Raw genomic sequence first — 17,384 nt, forward strand, 5'->3', positions numbered from 1 at the left:
TTCAGCTGCGCGAGTAGCGCACCTCGGTGATCGTCTCACCGAGGAACGCCTCTTCGCGCCGGCCGCCGTCGAGGCGCAGGTTGCGCTTCTCGTAGAAGTCGCGGGCGCCGGGGTACTGCTCGGCCAGCCACAGGTACAGCGGCTCGTCCTTCTCGACGACCGCGTCGAAGAGCGCGCGGCCGATGCCCTTGCGGTGCCACGAGTCGAGCAGGTACACGAAGTACAGCTCCCGGGCGGCCGGGGCGTCCGTGTCGCGCGCCGGACCGGAGCCCGCGAAGCCGATGATCTCGCCGTCGACGAGAGCGGCGGCCATCCGGTACTCGGGGCCGAGAGCCGTGTAGTGGGTCCAGAGCTCGGCCAGGCGCTTGGGCGAGACGTTCTCGAGCGTGGCCTTGCTGATCAGCTGGTCGTAGGTCTCGTGCCAGACCTTCGCGTGCACGCGTCCGAGTGCCTCGACGTCGACATCGCGGACAGGTCGGACGAGCACGTCGGCGTGCGTTTCGGTGGCCATGCCGTCAGATTACGCGCGCCCGGAGGAGGGGCGAAATCGGAGGGGGATGGCCGGCCGCGGGGTTGTGGGACGAGCACAAGGAAAGCGGCCCGGGCGCGCGCCGCCGATAGCGTCCGGATCGTGAACGTGCTCTGGCGAACCCTCTTCGTGATGCTCCGAGCGAAGCTGCGCAGGCGCCGTCGCGGGACGCGGCCCCTCACCGACGTCTACCGCATCCGTCTCCGCGTGCTGCCGACCGACATCGACCTCCTGCGGCATCTCAACAACGGGCGCTACCTGTCGCTGTTCGACCTGGGGCGCTGGGACATGCTCGAGCAGGCCGGACTCACCGATGTCTTCCGCGCCCGCGGCTGGTACCCGGTCGTCTCGAGCGAGACGATCACCTTCCGCCGCTCGCTCGACCTGTGGCAGAGGTTCGACCTCGAGACGCGCTGGATCGGCCGCGACGACCGCGCGCTCTACATGGAGCACCGCGCCGTGGTCGACGGCGAGGTCTTCGCGCGCGCCATCGTGCGGGCGCGCCTCCTCGGCCCCGGCGGGCCGGTTCCGCACGACGACCTGTTCGCCGCGGTGCACGTGCCCGAGGGCCTTCCCGAGGTCGACGAGTGGATCCACACGTGGGCCGACGCGGCGGCGCTGCCGTCGACGCGGCGCCCCGCCCCCAGCATCTGGGACTGAGCGACTCAGCAGACCCACATCATCCATGCCCGCCGCCGCGGGGATCGCGCTCGTAGGCTGAGCGCATGGCCGAGCAGACACCATCCGAGGGCACGGACGAACTGGTCGAGCGCGCCGTCGCGCTGGCGCGGCGCTGGGTCCACGAGGCGGCTGAGGCGGAGGTCGATCCGGCCGCGAAGCGGCTCGCCGGCGTGCTGCAGGATCCGAACGGCCTGCCCTTCACGCTCGGCTTCGTCGACGGGGTCATGCGCCCCGAGAGCCTCTCGGCAGCGGCGTCGCAGCTCGCCCGCATCGCGCCGAAGGCCCCGCGGTTCCTGCCCTGGTACCTCCGCCGCGCCGTGCAGGCCGGCGGCGTCCTCGCTCCCGTCGCCCCGATCGCGGTCGTCCCGGCGGCCCGCGCCGCTCTGCGGCGGATGGTCGGGCACCTCATCGTCGACGCGCGGCCGGAGAAGCTCGGGCCGGCGATCGAGAAGCTCCGCGAGAAGGGCGCGCGGCTCAACCTCAATCTCCTCGGCGAGGCCGTGCTGGGCGAGAAGGAGGCGCGGCGTCGCCTCGAGGGCATCCACGATCTCGTCCGCCGCCCCGACGTGGACTACGTGTCGGTCAAGGTGTCCGCGATCGCGAGCCGCCTCTCGATGTGGGCGTTCGACGAGACCGTGGAGCTCGTCGCCGAGCGGCTCCTGCCCCTCTACCTCTCCGCGGCGAAGAACGGCACGTTCCTCAACCTCGATATGGAGGAGTACCGCGACCTCGATCTCACCATCGCGGTCTTCCAGCGCGTGCTCGACGACCCGAGACTGCACGGCTACCACGCCGGGATCGTGCTGCAGACGTACCTGCCCGACGCGCTGCCGGCGCTCGACCGCCTGACGGACTGGGCGACCGAGCGCGTCGAGGGCGACGGCGCGCCCATCAAGATCCGGCTCGTCAAGGGGGCGAACCTGGCGATGGAGCGGGTGGACGCGACTCTGCACGGGTGGGAGCAGGCGCCGTACGACACCAAGCTCGACACCGACGCCAACTACATCCGCTGCCTGCGGGCGGCCTTCTCGCCCGAGCGCACGCGCGCCGTCCGCATCGGGGTAGCCGGCCACAACCTCTTCGACATCGCCTACGCGTGGCTGCTCGCGGGGGAGCGCGCAGTGCGCGACGCGGTCGAGTTCGAGATGCTCCTCGGGATGGCCGAGGGCCAGATGAAGGCGGTCTCGCGCGAGGTCGGGCGCGTGCTCCTCTACGTCCCCGTCGTGCACCCCGACGAGTTCGACGTCGCCGTGAGCTACCTCGTGCGGCGTCTCGAGGAGAACGCATCGAGCGAGAACTTCCTGTCCGCCGCCTTCTCGCTGCACGAGGACGAGACGCTCTTCGCGCGCGAGGAGAACCGCTTCGCGGGCGCCGTGCGCCGAGCCGACGACGCGTCTCTCGCGCGCGGGCCGCGCCGTGCGCAGCGGCGGGCCGACGACGCGGACCTCGATGGCGGCTCGGGCGACGCGGCGTCGGATGGCGATGGCCAGCTCACGCAGGTCGTGCTCGACATCGCGGCGGGCGAATCCGCGTCGGCCGCAGGCTTCGAGGACGAATGGGTCGAGACCGCCGTCTTCGCGCGAAAGGAGAGCGCGGCGGCGGCAGGCGCGCCGGGGTTCCGGAACACCCCGGACACCGATCCCGCCCTGGCCGCGAACCGGGAATGGGCGCGGGAGATCCTCGCCCGCATCCCCGACTCGCGCGCAGGAGCCGACACCGTCGCGACGTCGCACGTGGCGAACGCCGCCGCGCTCGACGAGATCGTCGAGCGGGTGCGCACGGCGGGCAGGGAGTGGGGCGCGCGCCCCGCGGCCGAGCGCGCGGCCGTGCTGCGCCGTGCCGCCCGGGCGCTCGAGGCGCGGCGGGCCGAGCTCATCGAGGTCGCCGCGTCGGAGACCGGCAAGGTGCTCGCCGAGTCCGACACCGAGGTGAGCGAGGCCGTCGACTTCGCGAACTACTACGCCTCGAACGCGGGCGAGCTCGACCGGGTGGCCGGAGCCGTCTTCCAGCCGTCGGCCGTCACGGTCGTGGCACCGCCCTGGAACTTCCCCATCGCCATCCCGTCAGGCGGCGTGCTCGCGGCGCTCGCCGCGGGCTCGGGCGTCGTCTTCAAGCCCGCGCACCTGTCGCGGCGCTGCGCGGCGGTCGTCGCCGAGGCGCTCTGGGACGCGGGCGTGCCCCGAGACGCGCTCGCCCTCGTCGCGCTCGACGAGCCAGAGCTCGGGCAGCGCCTCGTCTCGCATCCCGCCGTCGAGCGCGTGATCCTCACGGGCTCGTGGGACACGGCGCAGCTCTTCCGGTCGTGGCGCCCCGATCTGCCGATCCTCGCCGAGACGAGCGGCAAGAACGCGATCGTCGTGGCGCCGTCGGCGGATCTCGACCTCGCTGCGGCCGATGTCGTGCGCAGCGCGTTCGGCCACGCCGGGCAGAAGTGCTCTGCCGCATCGCTCGCGATCCTCGTCGGGCCGGTCGGCCGCTCCCGGCGCTTCGCGCGGCAGCTCGTCGACGCCACCCGGTCGCTGCGCGTCGGACCGCCGCACGACCCGCTCTCCGAGATGGGGCCGGTGATCGAGGAGCCGCAGGGCAGGCTCGCGTGGGCGCTCACGGAGCTCGAGGAGGGAGAGTCGTGGCTCCTCAAGCCGCGCCGTCTCGAGGACGCTGATGCCCGCTACTGGACGCCGGGCATCCGGATCGGCGTGCGGCCCGGTTCGCGCTTCCACCGCGAGGAGTTCTTCGGGCCCGTGCTCGGGATCATGCACGCCGCGAGCCTCGAGCAGGCGATCGAGCTGCAGAACGCCGTCGACTACGGTCTCACCGCCGGTCTGCACACGCTCGACCCCGACGACCTCGAGCAGTGGCTCGAGACCGTGCAGGCCGGGAACCTCTACGTCAACCGCGGCATCACGGGCGCGATCGTGCAGCGGCAGCCGTTCGGCGGCTGGAAGCGCTCGTCGGTCGGAGCGGGCGCCAAGGCCGGCGGGCCGAACTACCTCGTCGGCCTCGGATCGTGGCGCGCGACGAGCGGAGGCCCGTCGTCGCAGTCGCTGCACCTGCGCGGGCTCGACACGCGCATCGCCGCGCTCATCGAGGCCGCGCAGCCCTCGCTGTCGTACGACGAGTTCGAGTGGCTGCGGCGCGGCGCGCTGTCCGACGCGATCGCGTGGGACCGCGAGTTCGGCCGCGTCAAGGACGTCTCGCGACTCGGAATCGAGCGCAACCTCTTCCGCTACCGCGCGGCCTCTGTCGCGATCCGGGCGACCGCCGACGCTCCGTGGCAGGCCGTGCTGCGGGTCGTGATCGCGGGCGTCCGAGCCGCCGACTGGTTCTCCCTCAGCGTGCCGTCGGGGCTCCCGGCGGCCGTGCGCCGTGCGCTCGGCGAGCTCGACGTGCCGGTCTTCGTCGAGAGCGACGCGGAGTGGATCGAGCGGATGGCCGGAGCCGCGCCCGCCGACGAGGCCCTCGAGGGCGGCGAGGCTCGAGACGTCTCCGAGGAGGAGGCCGACGACGCGGCGGTGCCGACCTCGGAAGACATCCTCGGGATCCGACGCGAGCGGCCGTCCCGCGCGCGCCTCGTCGGATCGCGCGAGAGCGTCGAGCGTCTGCATCGAGCGCTCGCCGCACGCGTCGAGGGCGATCCCGATCTCGCGGTCTATGCGGGAGAGGTCACCACGGCCGGGCGCCTCGAGCTGCTGCCGTTCCTGCGCGAGCAGTCGATCTCGATCACGGCGCACCGCTTCGGCAATCCCGACGATCGCTTCTCCGACGTGATCTGACGGTCAGCGCGGCGCGGGGGCTGATCGTCTCCGACGCGGGGCGCGGTCGCGTGTCCGGCGTCGCGCTGGCGTGTCCGGAGTCGCGCAGGCGTGCCGGGGGTCGCGCAGGCGTGTCCGGATTCGGATCGGTGGGGCGCGTGTGCGCGTGTCGGCCCCGGGGGCTCACACCAGCCCCACCGGTCCGAATCCGGGAGCGTTCACCGACAGCGGGCGCTCACAGCGGGCAGGCCCTCGGGAAGATCGTCGTGGTGCCCTGACGCCGCGTTCTCACCGACGACTCGGGATCGCCGTGGAAGAATGACCTCGGCGTGCCCGGATCGCGGCTTCCAGCTCCGCCGGGCCTCTGGACAGCGTCCGCCACCCGTTGCCACGACGAGGAGCGAAATATGTCCGTCGCGTCTCCCGCGCCCACCGAGGCGCCGACTCGCACTCAGCACAAGCGGCGCTATCTGATGTGCCGCCCCGAGCACTTCACCGTGTCGTACTCGATCAACCCCTGGATGGAGCCGACGCGGCCGACCGACACCGCGCGGGCGGTCGCCCAGTGGCAGGTGCTCTACGACACCTACCGCGAGCTGGGGCACGAGGTCGAGCTCATCGAGCCCCTCGCCGACTACCCCGACATGGTCTACACGGCGAACGGCGGCTTCGTCATCGACGGCATCGCCTACGGGCCGAGCTTCCGCTATGTCGAGCGCCAGGGCGAGGCGCCCGCGTTCATCGACTGGTTCCGCGCGAACGGCTTCGAGACGGTCGTGCCCGAGGAGGTCAACGAGGGCGAAGGCGACTTCCTCCTCGCGGGCGACGTCATCCTGGCGGGCACGGGCTTCCGGTCGACGGGCGACAGCCACGCCGAGGTGGCCCGCGTGTTCGGCCGAGAGGTGATCAGCCTCAACCTCGTCGACCCTCGGTTCTATCACCTCGACACGGCGCTCAGCGTGCTCGACCCGGTCGAGGACGAGACGACCGGGCCGGCGAACATCGCCTATCTCCCCGGCGCATTCGACGAGCGCAGCCGCGCGATCCTCGAGGAGCGGTTCCCCGACGCGATCCAGGTCTCGGATGAGGACGGCGCCGTCTTCGGCCTGAACTCCGCCAGCGACGGGTACAACGTCTTCATCTCGCCGCGCGCGAAGGGCTTCGAGGCGCAGCTGCGCGAGCGCGGGTACAACCCGGTGCTCATCGACCTGTCCGAGCTCCTGCTCGGCGGCGGCGGCATCAAGTGCTGCACGCTCGAGCTGCGGGGCGCGAAGTGACCACGGTCGAGGCCGCGACGAGCCACGTCGCGCACAACTACCACCCCCTTCCCGTCGTCATCGCGGGCGGCGAGGGCGCGTGGGTGACGGATGTCGAGGGCAAGCGGTACCTCGACATGCTCGCGGGGTACTCGGCCCTCAACTTCGGCCACCGGCACCCCGACCTCGTCGCGGCCGCGACGGAGCAGCTGGGGCGGATCACGCTGACGAGCCGCGCGTTCGACAACGACCGCCTCGAGCCGTTCGCGACGGCACTCGCCGCGCTGTGCGGCAAGGACCTCGTCCTCCCCATGAACACCGGCGCGGAGGCCGTCGAGACCGGCATCAAGGTGGCGCGGGCGTGGGGCTACCGGGTGAAGGGCATCGCCGATGACCGCGCGAAGATCGTGGTCGCACACGGCAACTTCCACGGTCGCACGACGACGATCGTGGGCTTCAGCGACGACCCCGAGGCGCACGACGACTTCGGGCCGTTCCCGGCGGGATTCGTGACCGTGCCCTACGGCGACGCCGATGCGCTCGCCGCGGCGATCGACGACGACACGGCAGCCGTGCTCATCGAGCCGATCCAGGGCGAGGCGGGCGTCGTGATCCCGCCGGATGGCTACCTCCGGCGGGTCCGCGAGGTCACGCGCGAGCGCAACGTGCTCTTCATCGCGGACGAGATCCAGTCGGGGCTCGGCCGCGTGGGCGAGACGTTCGCGTGCGATCGCGAGGGCGTGGTCCCCGACGTCTACCTGCTCGGCAAGGCACTCGGCGGCGGCATCCTGCCCGTGTCGGCTGTCGTCGCGGATGCCGACGTGCTGGGCGTCATCCGCCCGGGTGAGCACGGGTCCACGTTCGGCGGCAATCCGCTGTCTGCGGCCGTGGCGCTTCGCGTCGTCGAGCTGCTCGCGACCGGCGAGTTCCAGAAGCGCGCGCAGCTCCTCGGTGCGCACCTGCGGGAGAAGCTCGAGGCGCTCGTGGGGCAGGGCATCACCGAGATCCGCGTCGCCGGGCTCTGGGCCGGTGTCGACATCGACCCGTCCATCGGCACGGGGCGTCAGGTGTCGGAGGCGCTCATGGCGCGCGGCGTGCTCGTCAAGGACACCCACGGGCAGACCATCCGGATCGCCCCGCCGCTCGTCATCCGCGCGACCGAGATCGACTGGGCGCTCGAGCAGCTCCAGGTCGTGCTGGCGGATCTCGCCGGCTGACCCCCGTTCCTCCGGAAGCCCTCCGCCCCGACAGGGGTCGGAGGGCTTCTGTCGTCCGGCGGCTTGCGGATGGTCCGCGCGCCGCGTAAGGTACCGACTCGGCGTCGTTGAATCGTTTTATGAGAGCGGTCACATCGGAGCGCGAGGACGCGGACGACGTCGAACGGATTCAAGGAAGAGACGACTCACATGGCACGCATCGGAGCGAAATCGACCACGGGGTGGAAGGCCACCATCTCGGTCGCGATGTCCAACTACATCGAAGCGGGCTCGATCATCGCGATCGCGACGAGCCTCGGATTCTGGCAGGCGCAGTTCGGGTTCACCGACGGCTTCGCTGGCCTCCTCGCCGCGCTCAGCGCGAACGCGTTCGGCGCGGCGATCGGAGCGATCATCGGCGGGCCGCTGTGCGACCGGTTCGGGCGCAAGTTCATCTACACCTACGACCTCATGGTCTACATGGTCGGCGTGCTCATCGCGGCATTCGCCGTGAACGAGTGGATGCTGCTCGCGGCGTTCGTCATCACCGGGATCGCCGTCGGCGCGGGCGTGCCCGCCTCGTGGACCTACATCGCCGAGGAGGCGCCCGCCGACAAGCGCGCGGCCCACGTCGGCACGGCGCAGCTCGCCTGGTCGGTGGGCCCGATGATCGGCTTCCTGCTCGCTGCTCTGCTCGAGCCGCTCGGACTGCTCGGCTCGCGCATCATCTTCGTGCACCTCTTCGTCGTCGCCTTCGTCACGTGGTGGGTCCGGCAGGGGCTCTCCGAGTCGAAGCGCTGGAAGGCCGCGCGCGACGACGCCTCCGCCAACGCGATCGGCGGCAAGGGGCTCAAGGCGCTCTTCGGCCGCAAGCAGAACCTCACGGCGCGGCTGTTCCTCATCGGCGTCTACGGCTTCTGGAACACCGTCGCGGGCCAGGGCGGCATCTTCATGCCGCGCGTCTACGACGCGGCGGGCCTCACCAACGCGCAGCAGCAGTTCTTCCTGCAGTCGCTGCTGTGGCTCTTCACCGTGCTCGGCACCTACTTCGGGTTCATGCGCTTCGCCGACCGCGTCTCCCGTCGCCTGCTCTACGTGATCGGTGCGGTCATGGGGATCGCCGGATGGGTGGTGCTCGTCTACCTGCCGGCCTCCGCCGTCACGATGCTCGCGTTCGCGGTGCTGTGGGGCTTCGCCTCGGGCATCGGCGCGCAGGCGTTCTACGGCCTCTGGACAGCGGAGCTGTTCTCGACCCGCTACCGCGCGTCGGCGCAGGGCGTGCTGTTCTTCGCCGCTCGCATCATGGTCGGCATCCTGAGCTACGGCTTCCCGGTCTGGCTGACCACGATGGGTCTGCACGGACTCGGCGCGCTGCTCATCGCCATCCTCGCGGTCGCCCTGCTCGTCGGCGCGATCTGGGCGCCTGAGACGCGCGGCAAGACGCTCGAGGAGATCGAGGAGGAGCGCTACGGCGCTCCCGCGAAGTCGCTCGTCTGAGCTCCCGCAGCACGAAGCCCTCCTGCGCCGACCGGCGCAGGAGGGCTTCGTCGTCGCTGCTAGGCGCCGCGGGCGTCGGCGAGCTGCGACTCGAGGTGGAACACCTCGGGGAACGTCTCGGCCGCCTGGTCGGCGCGGCCGTCGAGCGACACGAAGAAGGGGGCCATCGACTCCTCCCAGCGCGCCGCGACCTCCGACTCCGCGAGGTAGGCCTGCGCGGCGGCGTCATCGTCGGTCTCGTAGAACCCGATGAGCTCCCCGCCGCCCAGGTGGAAGATCGAGTAGTTCCGCCGCCCGGCTGCGGCGATCTCCTCGAGCATCTCCGGCCACACCGGGCTGTGGCGCGCGATGTACTCGTCGAGCATCTCGGGTTTCACCCGGAGACGGAAGCAGACGCGGGTCGTGGAGCTCATGGGCGGGGCCTCTCTCGATGGCGGGCAAGCGCTTTCATGCTAGCCGTCGAGCCTCAGCGGCCGCGTCGCGCCATCCGCTCGCCCTCGTCCTCGTCGTCGATGCGGATGGCCGTGGTCTGGGCCACCTGGTCGCTGAACTCCTCAGGCGCGACGGTGGGGTTCGCCTTCGTGATGATGTCGAGCGGGCGGGTCTCGTCGAGGGAGACGCCGAGGCGGCGGTCGGCATCGCGGTGCAGGCGCCCCGACCAGATGACCCAGGTGAGCCCGATCAGGCTCGCGAGCACGCCGGCCGTGCCGCCGAGGACGATGGCGGCGCGAGGGCCGAACGCGTCGGCGACCCACCCCGCGATCGGCGCGCCGATCGGGGTCGAGCCCATGATGACCGCCATGTAGAGGGCGAGCACGCGGCCGCGCAGGGCCGGGTCGGAGTTCGTCTGCACGTAGCCGTTCGCGGTGGTGAGCATCGTCACCGTGCCGAAGCCGACGAAGACGAGGGCGGCGGCATACGTCCAGTAGCTCGGCATCGCCGCCGACACGAGCGACGCGACGCCGAAGCCGCCCGCTGCGATCATGACGACGCGCAGCCGGGCGCGCTCGCGTCGGGCGGCGAGCAGTGCGCCCGTGAGCGAGCCGATCGCGAGCACCGAGCTCAGCAGCCCGTAGCCGTCCGCACCGTGCCCGAACTCGATCGCCATGGTCGACGCGAAGATCGGGAAGTTCATGCCGAACGCACCCACGAGGAACACCATGACGAACGCGACGATGAGGTCGGGGCGGCGCGAGACATAGCGGAAGCCGTCGGCGACGCGCGCCGCGCCCTGGCTGCGCACGCGCGGCACGAGCTCGTCGCGGCGCATGAGCATGAGCGCCACGATCATGGCGAGGAAGGTGGCGGCGTTCACGAAGAACACCCATCCGCTCCCGACCGCGACGATGAGCAGACCGCCCACGGCCGGGCCGATGAGGCGCGCCATGTTGAACGACGCCGAGTTCAGCGCCACGGCGTTGGCCGCGTACCGGCGCTCGACGACGTCCGACACGAACGCCTGCCGCGCGGGGCTGTCGAAGGCGTTCGCGACGCCGAAGGCCAGCGCGAAGAGCAGCATGAGCGGCAGGGTCATCACGCCCGCGAGGAGGAGCGCGCCGACCCCGAGCGCGAGGAGCAGGAGCACGCCCTGCGTGACCATGAGAAGACGTCGCCGGTCGAAGCGATCGGCGACCCAGCCGGTCACGCTCACGAGCACGAGCGGCGGACCGAACTGCAGCGCCATCGTGACGCCCATGGCCGTCGCGTCGTTGTCGGTGAGCTCGGTCAGGACGACCCAGTCCTGCGCCGTCGACTGCATCCATCCGCCGACGTTGGAGATGAGGGCCCCGAGGAACCAGATGCGGTAGTTGAACGAGGCGAACGACCGGAACATCGCGTTCATCGCTCGACCTCCCGCATGATGATCGCCGCCGCGCTGCGGAGCGTCTGGCGGTCTTCGGGTGACAGGTCGGCGAGCACCTTCGAGAGCCACTCGTCGCGTCGCCGCGCGGTCTCCTCGACGACGCGCCGCCCGCTCTCGGTGATCTGGATGTCGACCTTGCGCCGGTCATCGCCGTTCTCGGTGCGGCTGAGGTGGCCGAGCTCCTCGAGGCAGTTGACCGTCCGGTTCATGGATGGCGCGGTGATGCCCTCGCGCTCGGCGAGCGCGGACAGCGTGTGCGGCCCGTGCACCTTGAGGGCGACGAGCACGGCGAACTGCCCGTCGGTCATGTCCGAGACGGCGCGCTGCTGCTTGAGCCGCCGGGAGAGGCGGAAGACGGCGGCCCGGATCTCGGAGGCGTCGGAGGAGAGCTTCGTCGATGCGGATTGTTTAGCCATGTCAACCATTAGCATAGCTCATTAGCTTTGCTAAATAAAGGGGTGTGTACGATCGACGCATGCCCGAGTTCGTCGACGCGCACGGCGTCGCCATCGTGTACGACGTCTACGAGCCGGAGGGGCGGCCCCGCGGTGTCGTCCAGGTGCTCCACGGCGTCGGCGAGCACGCGGGGCGCTATGCCGCGCTCGCCGAGGCGCTGACCGGGGCCGGCTTCGCGGTCAACGCCGACGACCATCGCGGTCACGGCCGCACGGGCATGCGCCAGCACGGTGACGCGGCGAAGCTCGGTCGCCTCGGCGTCGGCGGGCACCGCGCGGCGGTCGACGCCGTCTGGCAGCTGTCGCGGCGGATCCGCGACGAGCGCCCGGGCCTCCCGCTCGTGCTCCTCGGCCACTCGTGGGGATCCTTCCTCGCGCAGATCCTCTTCGACGCCCACCCCGAGGCGTACGACGCGGTCGTCCTCGTCGGCTCGTCGCTGCGGTGGCCGGGCGCCCTGAACCCGGGCGACCTCAACGCGCCGTGGAAGGCGCCGGGCGCGACCGGCGTCGAGTGGCTCTCGACCGACCCGGCCGTGCAGAAGGCGTTCCTCGACGATCCGCTCACGGTCAACGTGCCGCTCGTCAAGCTGTTCGGCGTGGTCGAGGCCGCCCGGATCTACGGGCGCCCCCGCCGCGACCTCCGCGAGCGGGCGGGGGCCGACGTCCCCGTGCTCCTCCTCGTCGGGCGCGACGACACGGTCGGCGGCCCGCGCGGCGTGCACAAGCTCGCGCAGGCGTATCGGGAGCGCGCCGGGCTGACGGATGTGACGACGCTCGTCTACGACGGGCGGCACGAGATCCTCAACGAGCCCGTGCAGGGGCGCGTGCGCGCCGACATCCTCGCCTGGCTCGACGCGCGCGTGCCGGCGCGGTCGTAGCGTGCGAGAGAGCGCTCGCTCTCTCGGCGTCGTCTCGACGCGACGACGTAGGCTGGACGCGTGCACGGCGAGTACAAGGTCCCCGGTGGAAAGCTCGTGGTCGTCGACCTCGAGGTCGAGGCCGGGAGGATCAGCTCCTTCCACCTGGCGGGCGACTTCTTCCTCGAGCCCGACACGGCGCTCGACGACATCAACCGCGCGCTGATCGGCATGCCCGACACTGCCGACGTCCCGGCGATCGCCGCGGCCATCCGCGCGCGCCTCCCCGAGGGCGTCCAGATGCTCGGGTTCACGCCCGAGGCCGTCGGCACGGCCGTGCGCCGCGCGCTCGTGACGGCGTCGACCTGGACCGACTTCGAGTGGGAGATCATCGACGACCCCGCCGTCTCGCCGCTCGTCAACCTCGCGCTCGACGAGGTGCTCACGGGGCGCGTGGGCGACGGTCGCCGCAAGCCGACGCTCCGCATCTGGGAGTGGGACGAGTCGGCGGTCGTGATCGGCTCGTTCCAGTCGTACCGCAACGAGGTCGACCCCGAGGGCGCCGCACGCCACGGCTTCCAGGTCGTCCGCCGCATCTCGGGCGGCGGCGCCATGCTCATGGGCGCCGGGCAGATCATCACCTACTCGCTCTACGTGCCGGCATCGCTCGTGGCGGGACTCACGTTCGCCGACTCGTACGCCTTCCTCGACGACTGGGTGCTGCAGGCGCTGCGCGGGCTCGGCATCGAGGCGACCTACCAGCCGCTCAACGACATCGCGAGCCCCTCGGGCAAGATCGGCGGGGCGGCGCAGAAGCGGCTCGCGAACGGCGGGGTCCTCCACCACGCCACGCTCTCGTACGACATCGACGGCCAGGTCATGACCGAGGTCCTGCGGATCGGGCGCGAGAAGCTCAGCGACAAGGGCACGGCGTCGGCCGCGAAGCGCGTCGACCCGATCCGCAGCCAGACGGGCATGTCGCGCCGCGAGATCATCGACCGCTTCATGGCGTCGTTCCAGGCGTTCACCGGCGCCGAGCGCGGGCACGTGGCGCCTGACGAACTCGCAGAGGCCGAGGAGCTCGTGCGCACCAAGTTCGCGACCGACGCGTGGCTCCACCGCGTCCCGTGAGCCAGGACATCCTCGACGACGCACCGCTCGCCGCCCTCACACCGGGCCGCGGCGCGGTCGCGATCCACTACGGCGACAACCTCGACGTCGCGGCACGGCTGCCCGACGGCGCCTTCACCATCGCGTACCTCGACCCGCCGTTCAACACGGGGCGCGGCCGCGAGACCGACGAGAGCCGCCGCGGCTTCTCGATCCACGTGCCCGACGAGCCCGAGGCGGCGGCGGATGCCCCCGAGCCCGTCCTCGAGGACGGCGCGCTCTTCGGGAGCCCGGACGGCGCCGACATCGCGGCGATCGACGCGCACGAGGCCGAGGTCCGCGCGGCGACGCACACGGGCTTCCACGGCCGCAGCTACGAGCGCGTGCGGGGTGCGCTGCGCACCTTCGACGACCGGTTCGACGACTACTGGGGCTTCCTCATGCCGCGGATCGAGGAGGCCTGGCGGCTCCTCGCCGACGACGGCACGCTCTACCTGCATCTCGACTACCGCGAGGCGCACTACGCCAAGGTGATGCTCGACGCGGTCTTCGGCCGCGACGCGTTCCTCAACGAGCTCATCTGGGCGTACGACTACGGGGCGAAGTCGCGCCGCCGATGGCCGACGAAGCACGACACGATCCTCGTCTACGTCAAGGACCCCGACCGCTACTGGTTCGACTCCGAGGCCGTCGACCGCGAGCCGTACATGGCACCCGGGCTCGTCACGCGCGAGAAGGCGCGTCGCGGCAAGCTGCCGACGGATGTCTGGTGGCACACGATCGTGCCGACGAGCGGGGCAGAGCGGACCGGATACGCGACGCAGAAGCCCGAGGGCATCCTGCGCCGCATCATCCAGGCCTCCTCGCGCCCGGGGGATCGCGTCCTCGACATGTTCGCGGGCAGCGGCACGACCGGAGCGGTCGCCGCAGCGCTCGGCCGCGACGCGGTGCTCATCGACGACAACCCCGACGCCATCCGGATCATGGGAGACCGCATCCCCGACGCGCGCGTCGTTCTCCGCAGGTAGCGCCTGCCCGCCTCAGACTCGGCGCCGGCGCGCCGCGAGGACCACGGCCCCCGCTCCGAGCACGAGGACGCCGGCGACGCCGGTGCCGATGACCGTCGAGCCGCTCGTCGGCGCAAGCGGAGCATCCTCGTCGGCCTCGGGCGAGGGCGCTGCGGTGGGCGCGGGCGAGGGCGCTGCGGTCGGCTCGGCAGTGGGCTCCGGCGAGGGCGCCGCGGTCGGCTCCGCAGTCGGCTCCGGGGTGGGCGCCGGCGACGGCGCCTCCTCGACGGGCGAGGTGGTGAGGGACCAGTTCTCGGTGAAGAAGTCGGCCGGGTCGATCACGCCGCGCGACTGCGCCCAGTCCACGAGCAGCTGCCGGATCTCGAGGCGCTCGTCGTAGACGACGGGCGCCTCCGCGACGTGCGGGTAGCCCGAGCCGCCGCTCTGCCGGTAGTTGTTCACGGCCAGCACGAACTGCTCGTCGTCGGACACGGGGGTGCCGTCGGGGTGGCGGAGCCCCGTGATGCGCTCGCCGACCGGCTGCGAGATGTCGATCGTGTAGTCGAGCCCGGTGAGCACGTCGTACGCGTAGTCGGGGATGCCCTCAGGGGCATCCTCGTAGCGGGCGTTCGTGCCGTTCTCGGGATCGAACTCGGCGCCCTCCTCCGTCTGGACGAAGTAGCGCGCGGAGTGCTCGAGGTAGTCCTGCACCTGCGCGCCCGTGAGCACGACGCCGAGAAGCGTGTTCTCGTAGATGTAGAGGCCTGCGAGATCGCGGATGGTGACCTCGCCCTGCGGGAAGCGCGCCGTCCGCGAGAACGGCGACGCCTGGGAGAGCACCGGCAGGTCGGCGTACTCCGTCGTGTCGAGCGCGTTCGCGACGGTCTCGGCCTGCACCTCGCTGATGAAGTCGATGATCGGGGTGTCCTCGTAGCGCGACGTCTCGGTGCGCAGCTCCTCGGTCGACGTCGCGACCGGGGTGTTGACGTACGACACCGTGGTGTCGTGCGCGCGCTGAACCGCCTCGGCGAGCCCGGCGCTCTCGCCGATCCCCTCTCGCCCGTAGTGCGGCACGACGACCGGGGCGTGGCCATCCGACCAGTCGACGCGGAAGCCGTCGCCGTCGGCGACGAGCGTCAGGTCGACCTGGCTCGCGCTGCGCGCCCAGTACTCCGGCTGGGTGATGAGCACCTTCTCGCCCGCGGCGTTCTCGACGACCTCCTCCGGCTCGTCCTGATGACTGTGGCCGGCCACGACGACGTCGATGCCGGGCACCTGGGACGCGATGTTGCGGGCGGCGTCCTCCTCGAGCAGAGCCGGGTCGTAGTCCGCGTCGGCAGTGGTGCCCTTGCCCGTGTGCGCGAGCACGACGACCACATCGGCCTGCTCCTCGACCACGGGCACCCACTCCGCCGCGGTCTCGACGACGTCGCGGAACTCCAGCACGCCGTCGACGATCGCCTTGTCCCACACCCGAACGCCGGGGGTCACGACCCCCAGCACGCCGATCGTGACGGTCTCGCCGTCGATCTCGCGATCGATGAGCGTGTAGGGCTCGTGATAAGGCTCGCCGGTCGCGACGTCGATGACGTTCGCACCGAGAAGCGGAGCGTCGAGGCCCTGCTCGTAGGCGGCGAGGAGGTCGAGACCGTAGTTGTACTCGTGGTTGCCGACCACCTGCGCGTCGTAGCCGATCGCGTCGAACGCCGTCGCCATGGGGTGCTCGAGCTCGCCCGACAGCACGGACGGCGCTCCGTCGCCCATCCCGTAGAAGTAGGTGAGGGGAGTGCCCTGGATCGCATCGCCGTTGTCGAGGACGACGACCGACTCGGCGCCCTTCTCCGCGCGCACCTGATCGACGGCGGTGGCGACCCGGGTGAGCCCGAGTGCGTCGTCGGCGGGGAACGGCGCGTTCTGGAAGTAGTCCCAGTCGACGACGTGTCCGTGCACGTCGGTCGTGGCCATGAGCGTGAGCGGGATGCGCCGCTCTGCGTCGTCCGGAGCGGCCGATGCGGCGGGTGCCGCCGGCAGCAGGACGAGCAGGGCGGCGGCGGGCGCGGCGATGATCCTGCGCATGAGTGCCTTCCTGGTTCGGGAGAGGGGAGAGGGCGTCGCGGTGGCGACGGGGACACCTTACGGGGGTCCGATGACATGCGGATGTCGCGCGCGGGAAGGCGGGTACCCTGGCGGCATGCGCTTCGGAACCTTCATCCCCCAGGGCTGGCGTCACGACCTCGTCGGCATCGATCCGGCCGAGCAGTGGAGCGCGATGCTGTCGCTCGCGCAGGCCGCCGACGCCGGTCCGTGGGAGTCGCTGTGGGTCTACGACCACTTCCACACGACGCCGGTGCCGTCGCGCGAGGCTACTCACGAGGCGTGGACCCTCATGTCGGCGTTCGCGGCGTCGACGACCCGCATCCGCCTCGGGCAGATGTGCACGTGCATGGGATACCGCAACCCCGCATACCTCGCGAAGGTCGCCGCGACGGTCGACCATGTCTCGCGCGGGCGCGTCGAGATGGGCATCGGCGGCGGATGGTACGAGCACGAGTGGCGCGCGTACGGGTACGGATTCCCGAAGATCGGCGATCGACTCCGGATGCTCCGCGAGGGTGTCGAGATCATGAAGCAGGCGTGGGAGACGGGGGAGGCGACCCTCGACGGCCGCTTCTACCAGGTCGACGGCGCGATCGTCGAGCCCCGGCCCATCCAGCGCCCCGGCATCCCGTTCTGGATCTCGGGCGGTGGCGAGAAGGTCACCCTGAAGATCGCCGCGGAGTACGCGCAGTACACGAACTTCGCCGGCGCGCCCGACGCGTTCGCCCACAAGAGCGCCGTGCTTCGCGAGCACTGCGACGCCATCGGCCGCGACTTCGCCGAGATCGTCCGGTCGGCGAACTACAACACGGTCATCGGCGAGACCGAGTCCGAGGTCGAGGAGCGCCTCGCGGCGATCGAGGCGCGCGTCCGGCCGCATCTCGGCGATGCGACGGATGGCTTCATCGGCGAGTACCGGGGAGCGGTCGCGGTGGGCACGGTCGAGCAGGTGACCGAGCGCCTTGCCGCGCTCGGCGACCAGGGTCTGGCCTACGCGATCCACTACTTCCCCGAGGCCGCCTACGACCGGTCGGGTGTCGAGCTGTTCGAGCAGAAGGTGATCCCGGCGCTCAGCTGAGCGCG

The 17,384-nt window shown here is 71.3% G+C and carries 14 protein-coding genes; 9 read left to right on the forward strand and 5 right to left on the reverse strand.

The features are described 5' to 3' along the window. Position 1 precedes the first annotated feature (1 nt). Positions 2-511 (reverse strand): GNAT family N-acetyltransferase, encoded by a 510-nt coding sequence (locus GC092_RS02280; RefSeq protein WP_271174330.1) that lies wholly within the window; start codon positions 509-511, stop codon positions 2-4. Between the two features lie 120 nt (positions 512-631). Here GC092_RS02280 and GC092_RS02285 point away from each other — a divergent pair, with 120 nt between their 5' ends. The 5 genes from GC092_RS02285 to GC092_RS02305 all read left to right on the forward strand — a co-directional run bounded on the left by GC092_RS02285 (position 632) and on the right by GC092_RS02305 (position 8,911). After that, a complete protein-coding gene (locus GC092_RS02285) occupies positions 632-1,189 on the forward strand; it encodes an acyl-CoA thioesterase (protein WP_282980090.1) in 558 nt (185 codons plus the stop codon). Positions 1,190-1,254: 65 nt separating this feature from the next. Then, positions 1,255-4,983 carry a proline dehydrogenase family protein gene (locus GC092_RS02290; protein WP_324013875.1) on the forward strand — a complete coding sequence of 1,243 codons (3,729 nt, stop codon included), beginning with the start codon at positions 1,255-1,257 and terminating at the stop codon, positions 4,981-4,983. A gap of 386 nt (positions 4,984-5,369) precedes the next feature. Then, positions 5,370-6,239: a dimethylargininase gene (gene ddaH, locus GC092_RS02295; protein ID WP_282980086.1), complete on the forward strand. Its 870-nt coding sequence runs from the start codon at positions 5,370-5,372 to the stop codon at positions 6,237-6,239. Continuing rightward, on the forward strand, positions 6,236-7,435 hold the full coding sequence (gene rocD / locus GC092_RS02300) for an ornithine--oxo-acid transaminase (protein WP_324013877.1): 1,200 nt from the start codon (positions 6,236-6,238) through the stop codon (positions 7,433-7,435). The genes ddaH and rocD overlap by 4 nt, the downstream gene beginning before the upstream one ends. A 189-nt stretch (positions 7,436-7,624) precedes the next feature. After that, complete coding sequence (locus tag GC092_RS02305; RefSeq protein WP_324013879.1) at positions 7,625-8,911, forward strand: MFS transporter; 1,287 nt, start codon at positions 7,625-7,627, stop codon at positions 8,909-8,911. A 59-nt stretch (positions 8,912-8,970) separates the two neighbouring features. Here GC092_RS02305 and GC092_RS02310 read toward each other — a convergent pair whose 3' ends face one another. Genes GC092_RS02310 through GC092_RS02320 form a run of 3 tightly spaced genes read right to left on the reverse strand, consistent with a single transcriptional unit; the run spans position 8,971 to position 11,191 of the window. Beyond that, positions 8,971-9,324 (reverse strand): L-rhamnose mutarotase, encoded by a 354-nt coding sequence (locus GC092_RS02310; protein ID WP_282980080.1) that lies wholly within the window; start codon positions 9,322-9,324, stop codon positions 8,971-8,973. A 53-nt stretch (positions 9,325-9,377) separates the two neighbouring features. Next, positions 9,378-10,745, reverse strand: a complete 1,368-nt coding sequence (locus GC092_RS02315; RefSeq protein ID WP_324014826.1) for an MFS transporter — start codon at positions 10,743-10,745, stop codon at positions 9,378-9,380. 5 nt (positions 10,746-10,750) lie between these two features. Next, positions 10,751-11,191: a MarR family winged helix-turn-helix transcriptional regulator gene (locus tag GC092_RS02320; RefSeq protein WP_271174323.1), complete on the reverse strand. Its 441-nt coding sequence runs from the start codon at positions 11,189-11,191 to the stop codon at positions 10,751-10,753. A gap of 59 nt (positions 11,192-11,250) precedes the next feature. Between GC092_RS02320 and GC092_RS02325 the strand changes: the two genes are divergently transcribed. From GC092_RS02325 to GC092_RS02335, 3 genes are read left to right on the forward strand one after another with little or no spacing between them, the layout of a single operon-like run. Next, the gene (locus GC092_RS02325) at positions 11,251-12,108 is read left to right on the forward strand and encodes an alpha/beta fold hydrolase (protein ID WP_324013882.1); all 858 of its coding nucleotides are present in this window, start codon (positions 11,251-11,253) and stop codon (positions 12,106-12,108) included. A gap of 60 nt (positions 12,109-12,168) precedes the next feature. Further along, entirely contained in the window at positions 12,169-13,218 is a 1,050-nt protein-coding gene (locus GC092_RS02330) for a lipoate-protein ligase LplAB (RefSeq protein ID WP_324013884.1), read from the forward strand. Further along, on the forward strand, positions 13,215-14,225 hold the full coding sequence (locus GC092_RS02335; protein WP_324013887.1) for a DNA-methyltransferase: 1,011 nt from the start codon (positions 13,215-13,217) through the stop codon (positions 14,223-14,225). The genes GC092_RS02330 and GC092_RS02335 overlap by 4 nt, the downstream gene beginning before the upstream one ends. Before the next feature lie 12 nt (positions 14,226-14,237). Here the strand turns inward: GC092_RS02335 and GC092_RS02340 are convergent, their stop codons facing one another. Continuing rightward, positions 14,238-16,280 carry a 5'-nucleotidase C-terminal domain-containing protein gene (locus GC092_RS02340; RefSeq protein ID WP_324013888.1) on the reverse strand — a complete coding sequence of 681 codons (2,043 nt, stop codon included), beginning with the start codon at positions 16,278-16,280 and terminating at the stop codon, positions 14,238-14,240. A 115-nt stretch (positions 16,281-16,395) separates the two neighbouring features. On the opposite strand from GC092_RS02340, the gene GC092_RS02345 reads away from it, so the two are divergent. Further along, positions 16,396-17,379, forward strand: coding sequence for an LLM class F420-dependent oxidoreductase (locus tag GC092_RS02345; protein WP_324013889.1), 984 nt, complete (start codon positions 16,396-16,398; stop codon positions 17,377-17,379). Positions 17,380-17,384: the final 5 nt, after the last annotated feature.

The sequence above is a fragment of the Microbacterium sp. JZ37 genome (genome assembly GCF_035188445.1).
Taxonomy (GTDB): domain Bacteria; phylum Actinomycetota; class Actinomycetes; order Actinomycetales; family Microbacteriaceae; genus Microbacterium; species Microbacterium barkeri.

Excerpts from the sequence above, each read along its gene's own strand:
- GC092_RS02280 (WP_271174330.1), bottom strand. The coding sequence starts at position 511 with ATGGCCACCGAAACGCACGCCGACGTGCTCGTCCGACCTGTCCGCGAT.
- GC092_RS02290 (WP_324013875.1), top strand. The coding sequence starts at position 1,255 with ATGGCCGAGCAGACACCATCCGAGGGCACGGACGAACTGGTCGAGCGC.
- ddaH (WP_282980086.1), top strand. The coding sequence starts at position 5,370 with ATGTCCGTCGCGTCTCCCGCGCCCACCGAGGCGCCGACTCGCACTCAG.
- GC092_RS02305 (WP_324013879.1), top strand. The coding sequence starts at position 7,625 with ATGGCACGCATCGGAGCGAAATCGACCACGGGGTGGAAGGCCACCATC.
- GC092_RS02310 (WP_282980080.1), bottom strand. The coding sequence starts at position 9,324 with ATGAGCTCCACGACCCGCGTCTGCTTCCGTCTCCGGGTGAAACCCGAG.
- GC092_RS02315 (WP_324014826.1), bottom strand. The coding sequence starts at position 10,745 with ATGTTCCGGTCGTTCGCCTCGTTCAACTACCGCATCTGGTTCCTCGGG.
- GC092_RS02320 (WP_271174323.1), bottom strand. The coding sequence starts at position 11,191 with ATGGCTAAACAATCCGCATCGACGAAGCTCTCCTCCGACGCCTCCGAG.
- GC092_RS02325 (WP_324013882.1), top strand. The coding sequence starts at position 11,251 with ATGCCCGAGTTCGTCGACGCGCACGGCGTCGCCATCGTGTACGACGTC.
- GC092_RS02340 (WP_324013888.1), bottom strand. The coding sequence starts at position 16,280 with ATGCGCAGGATCATCGCCGCGCCCGCCGCCGCCCTGCTCGTCCTGCTG.
- GC092_RS02345 (WP_324013889.1), top strand. The coding sequence starts at position 16,396 with ATGCGCTTCGGAACCTTCATCCCCCAGGGCTGGCGTCACGACCTCGTC.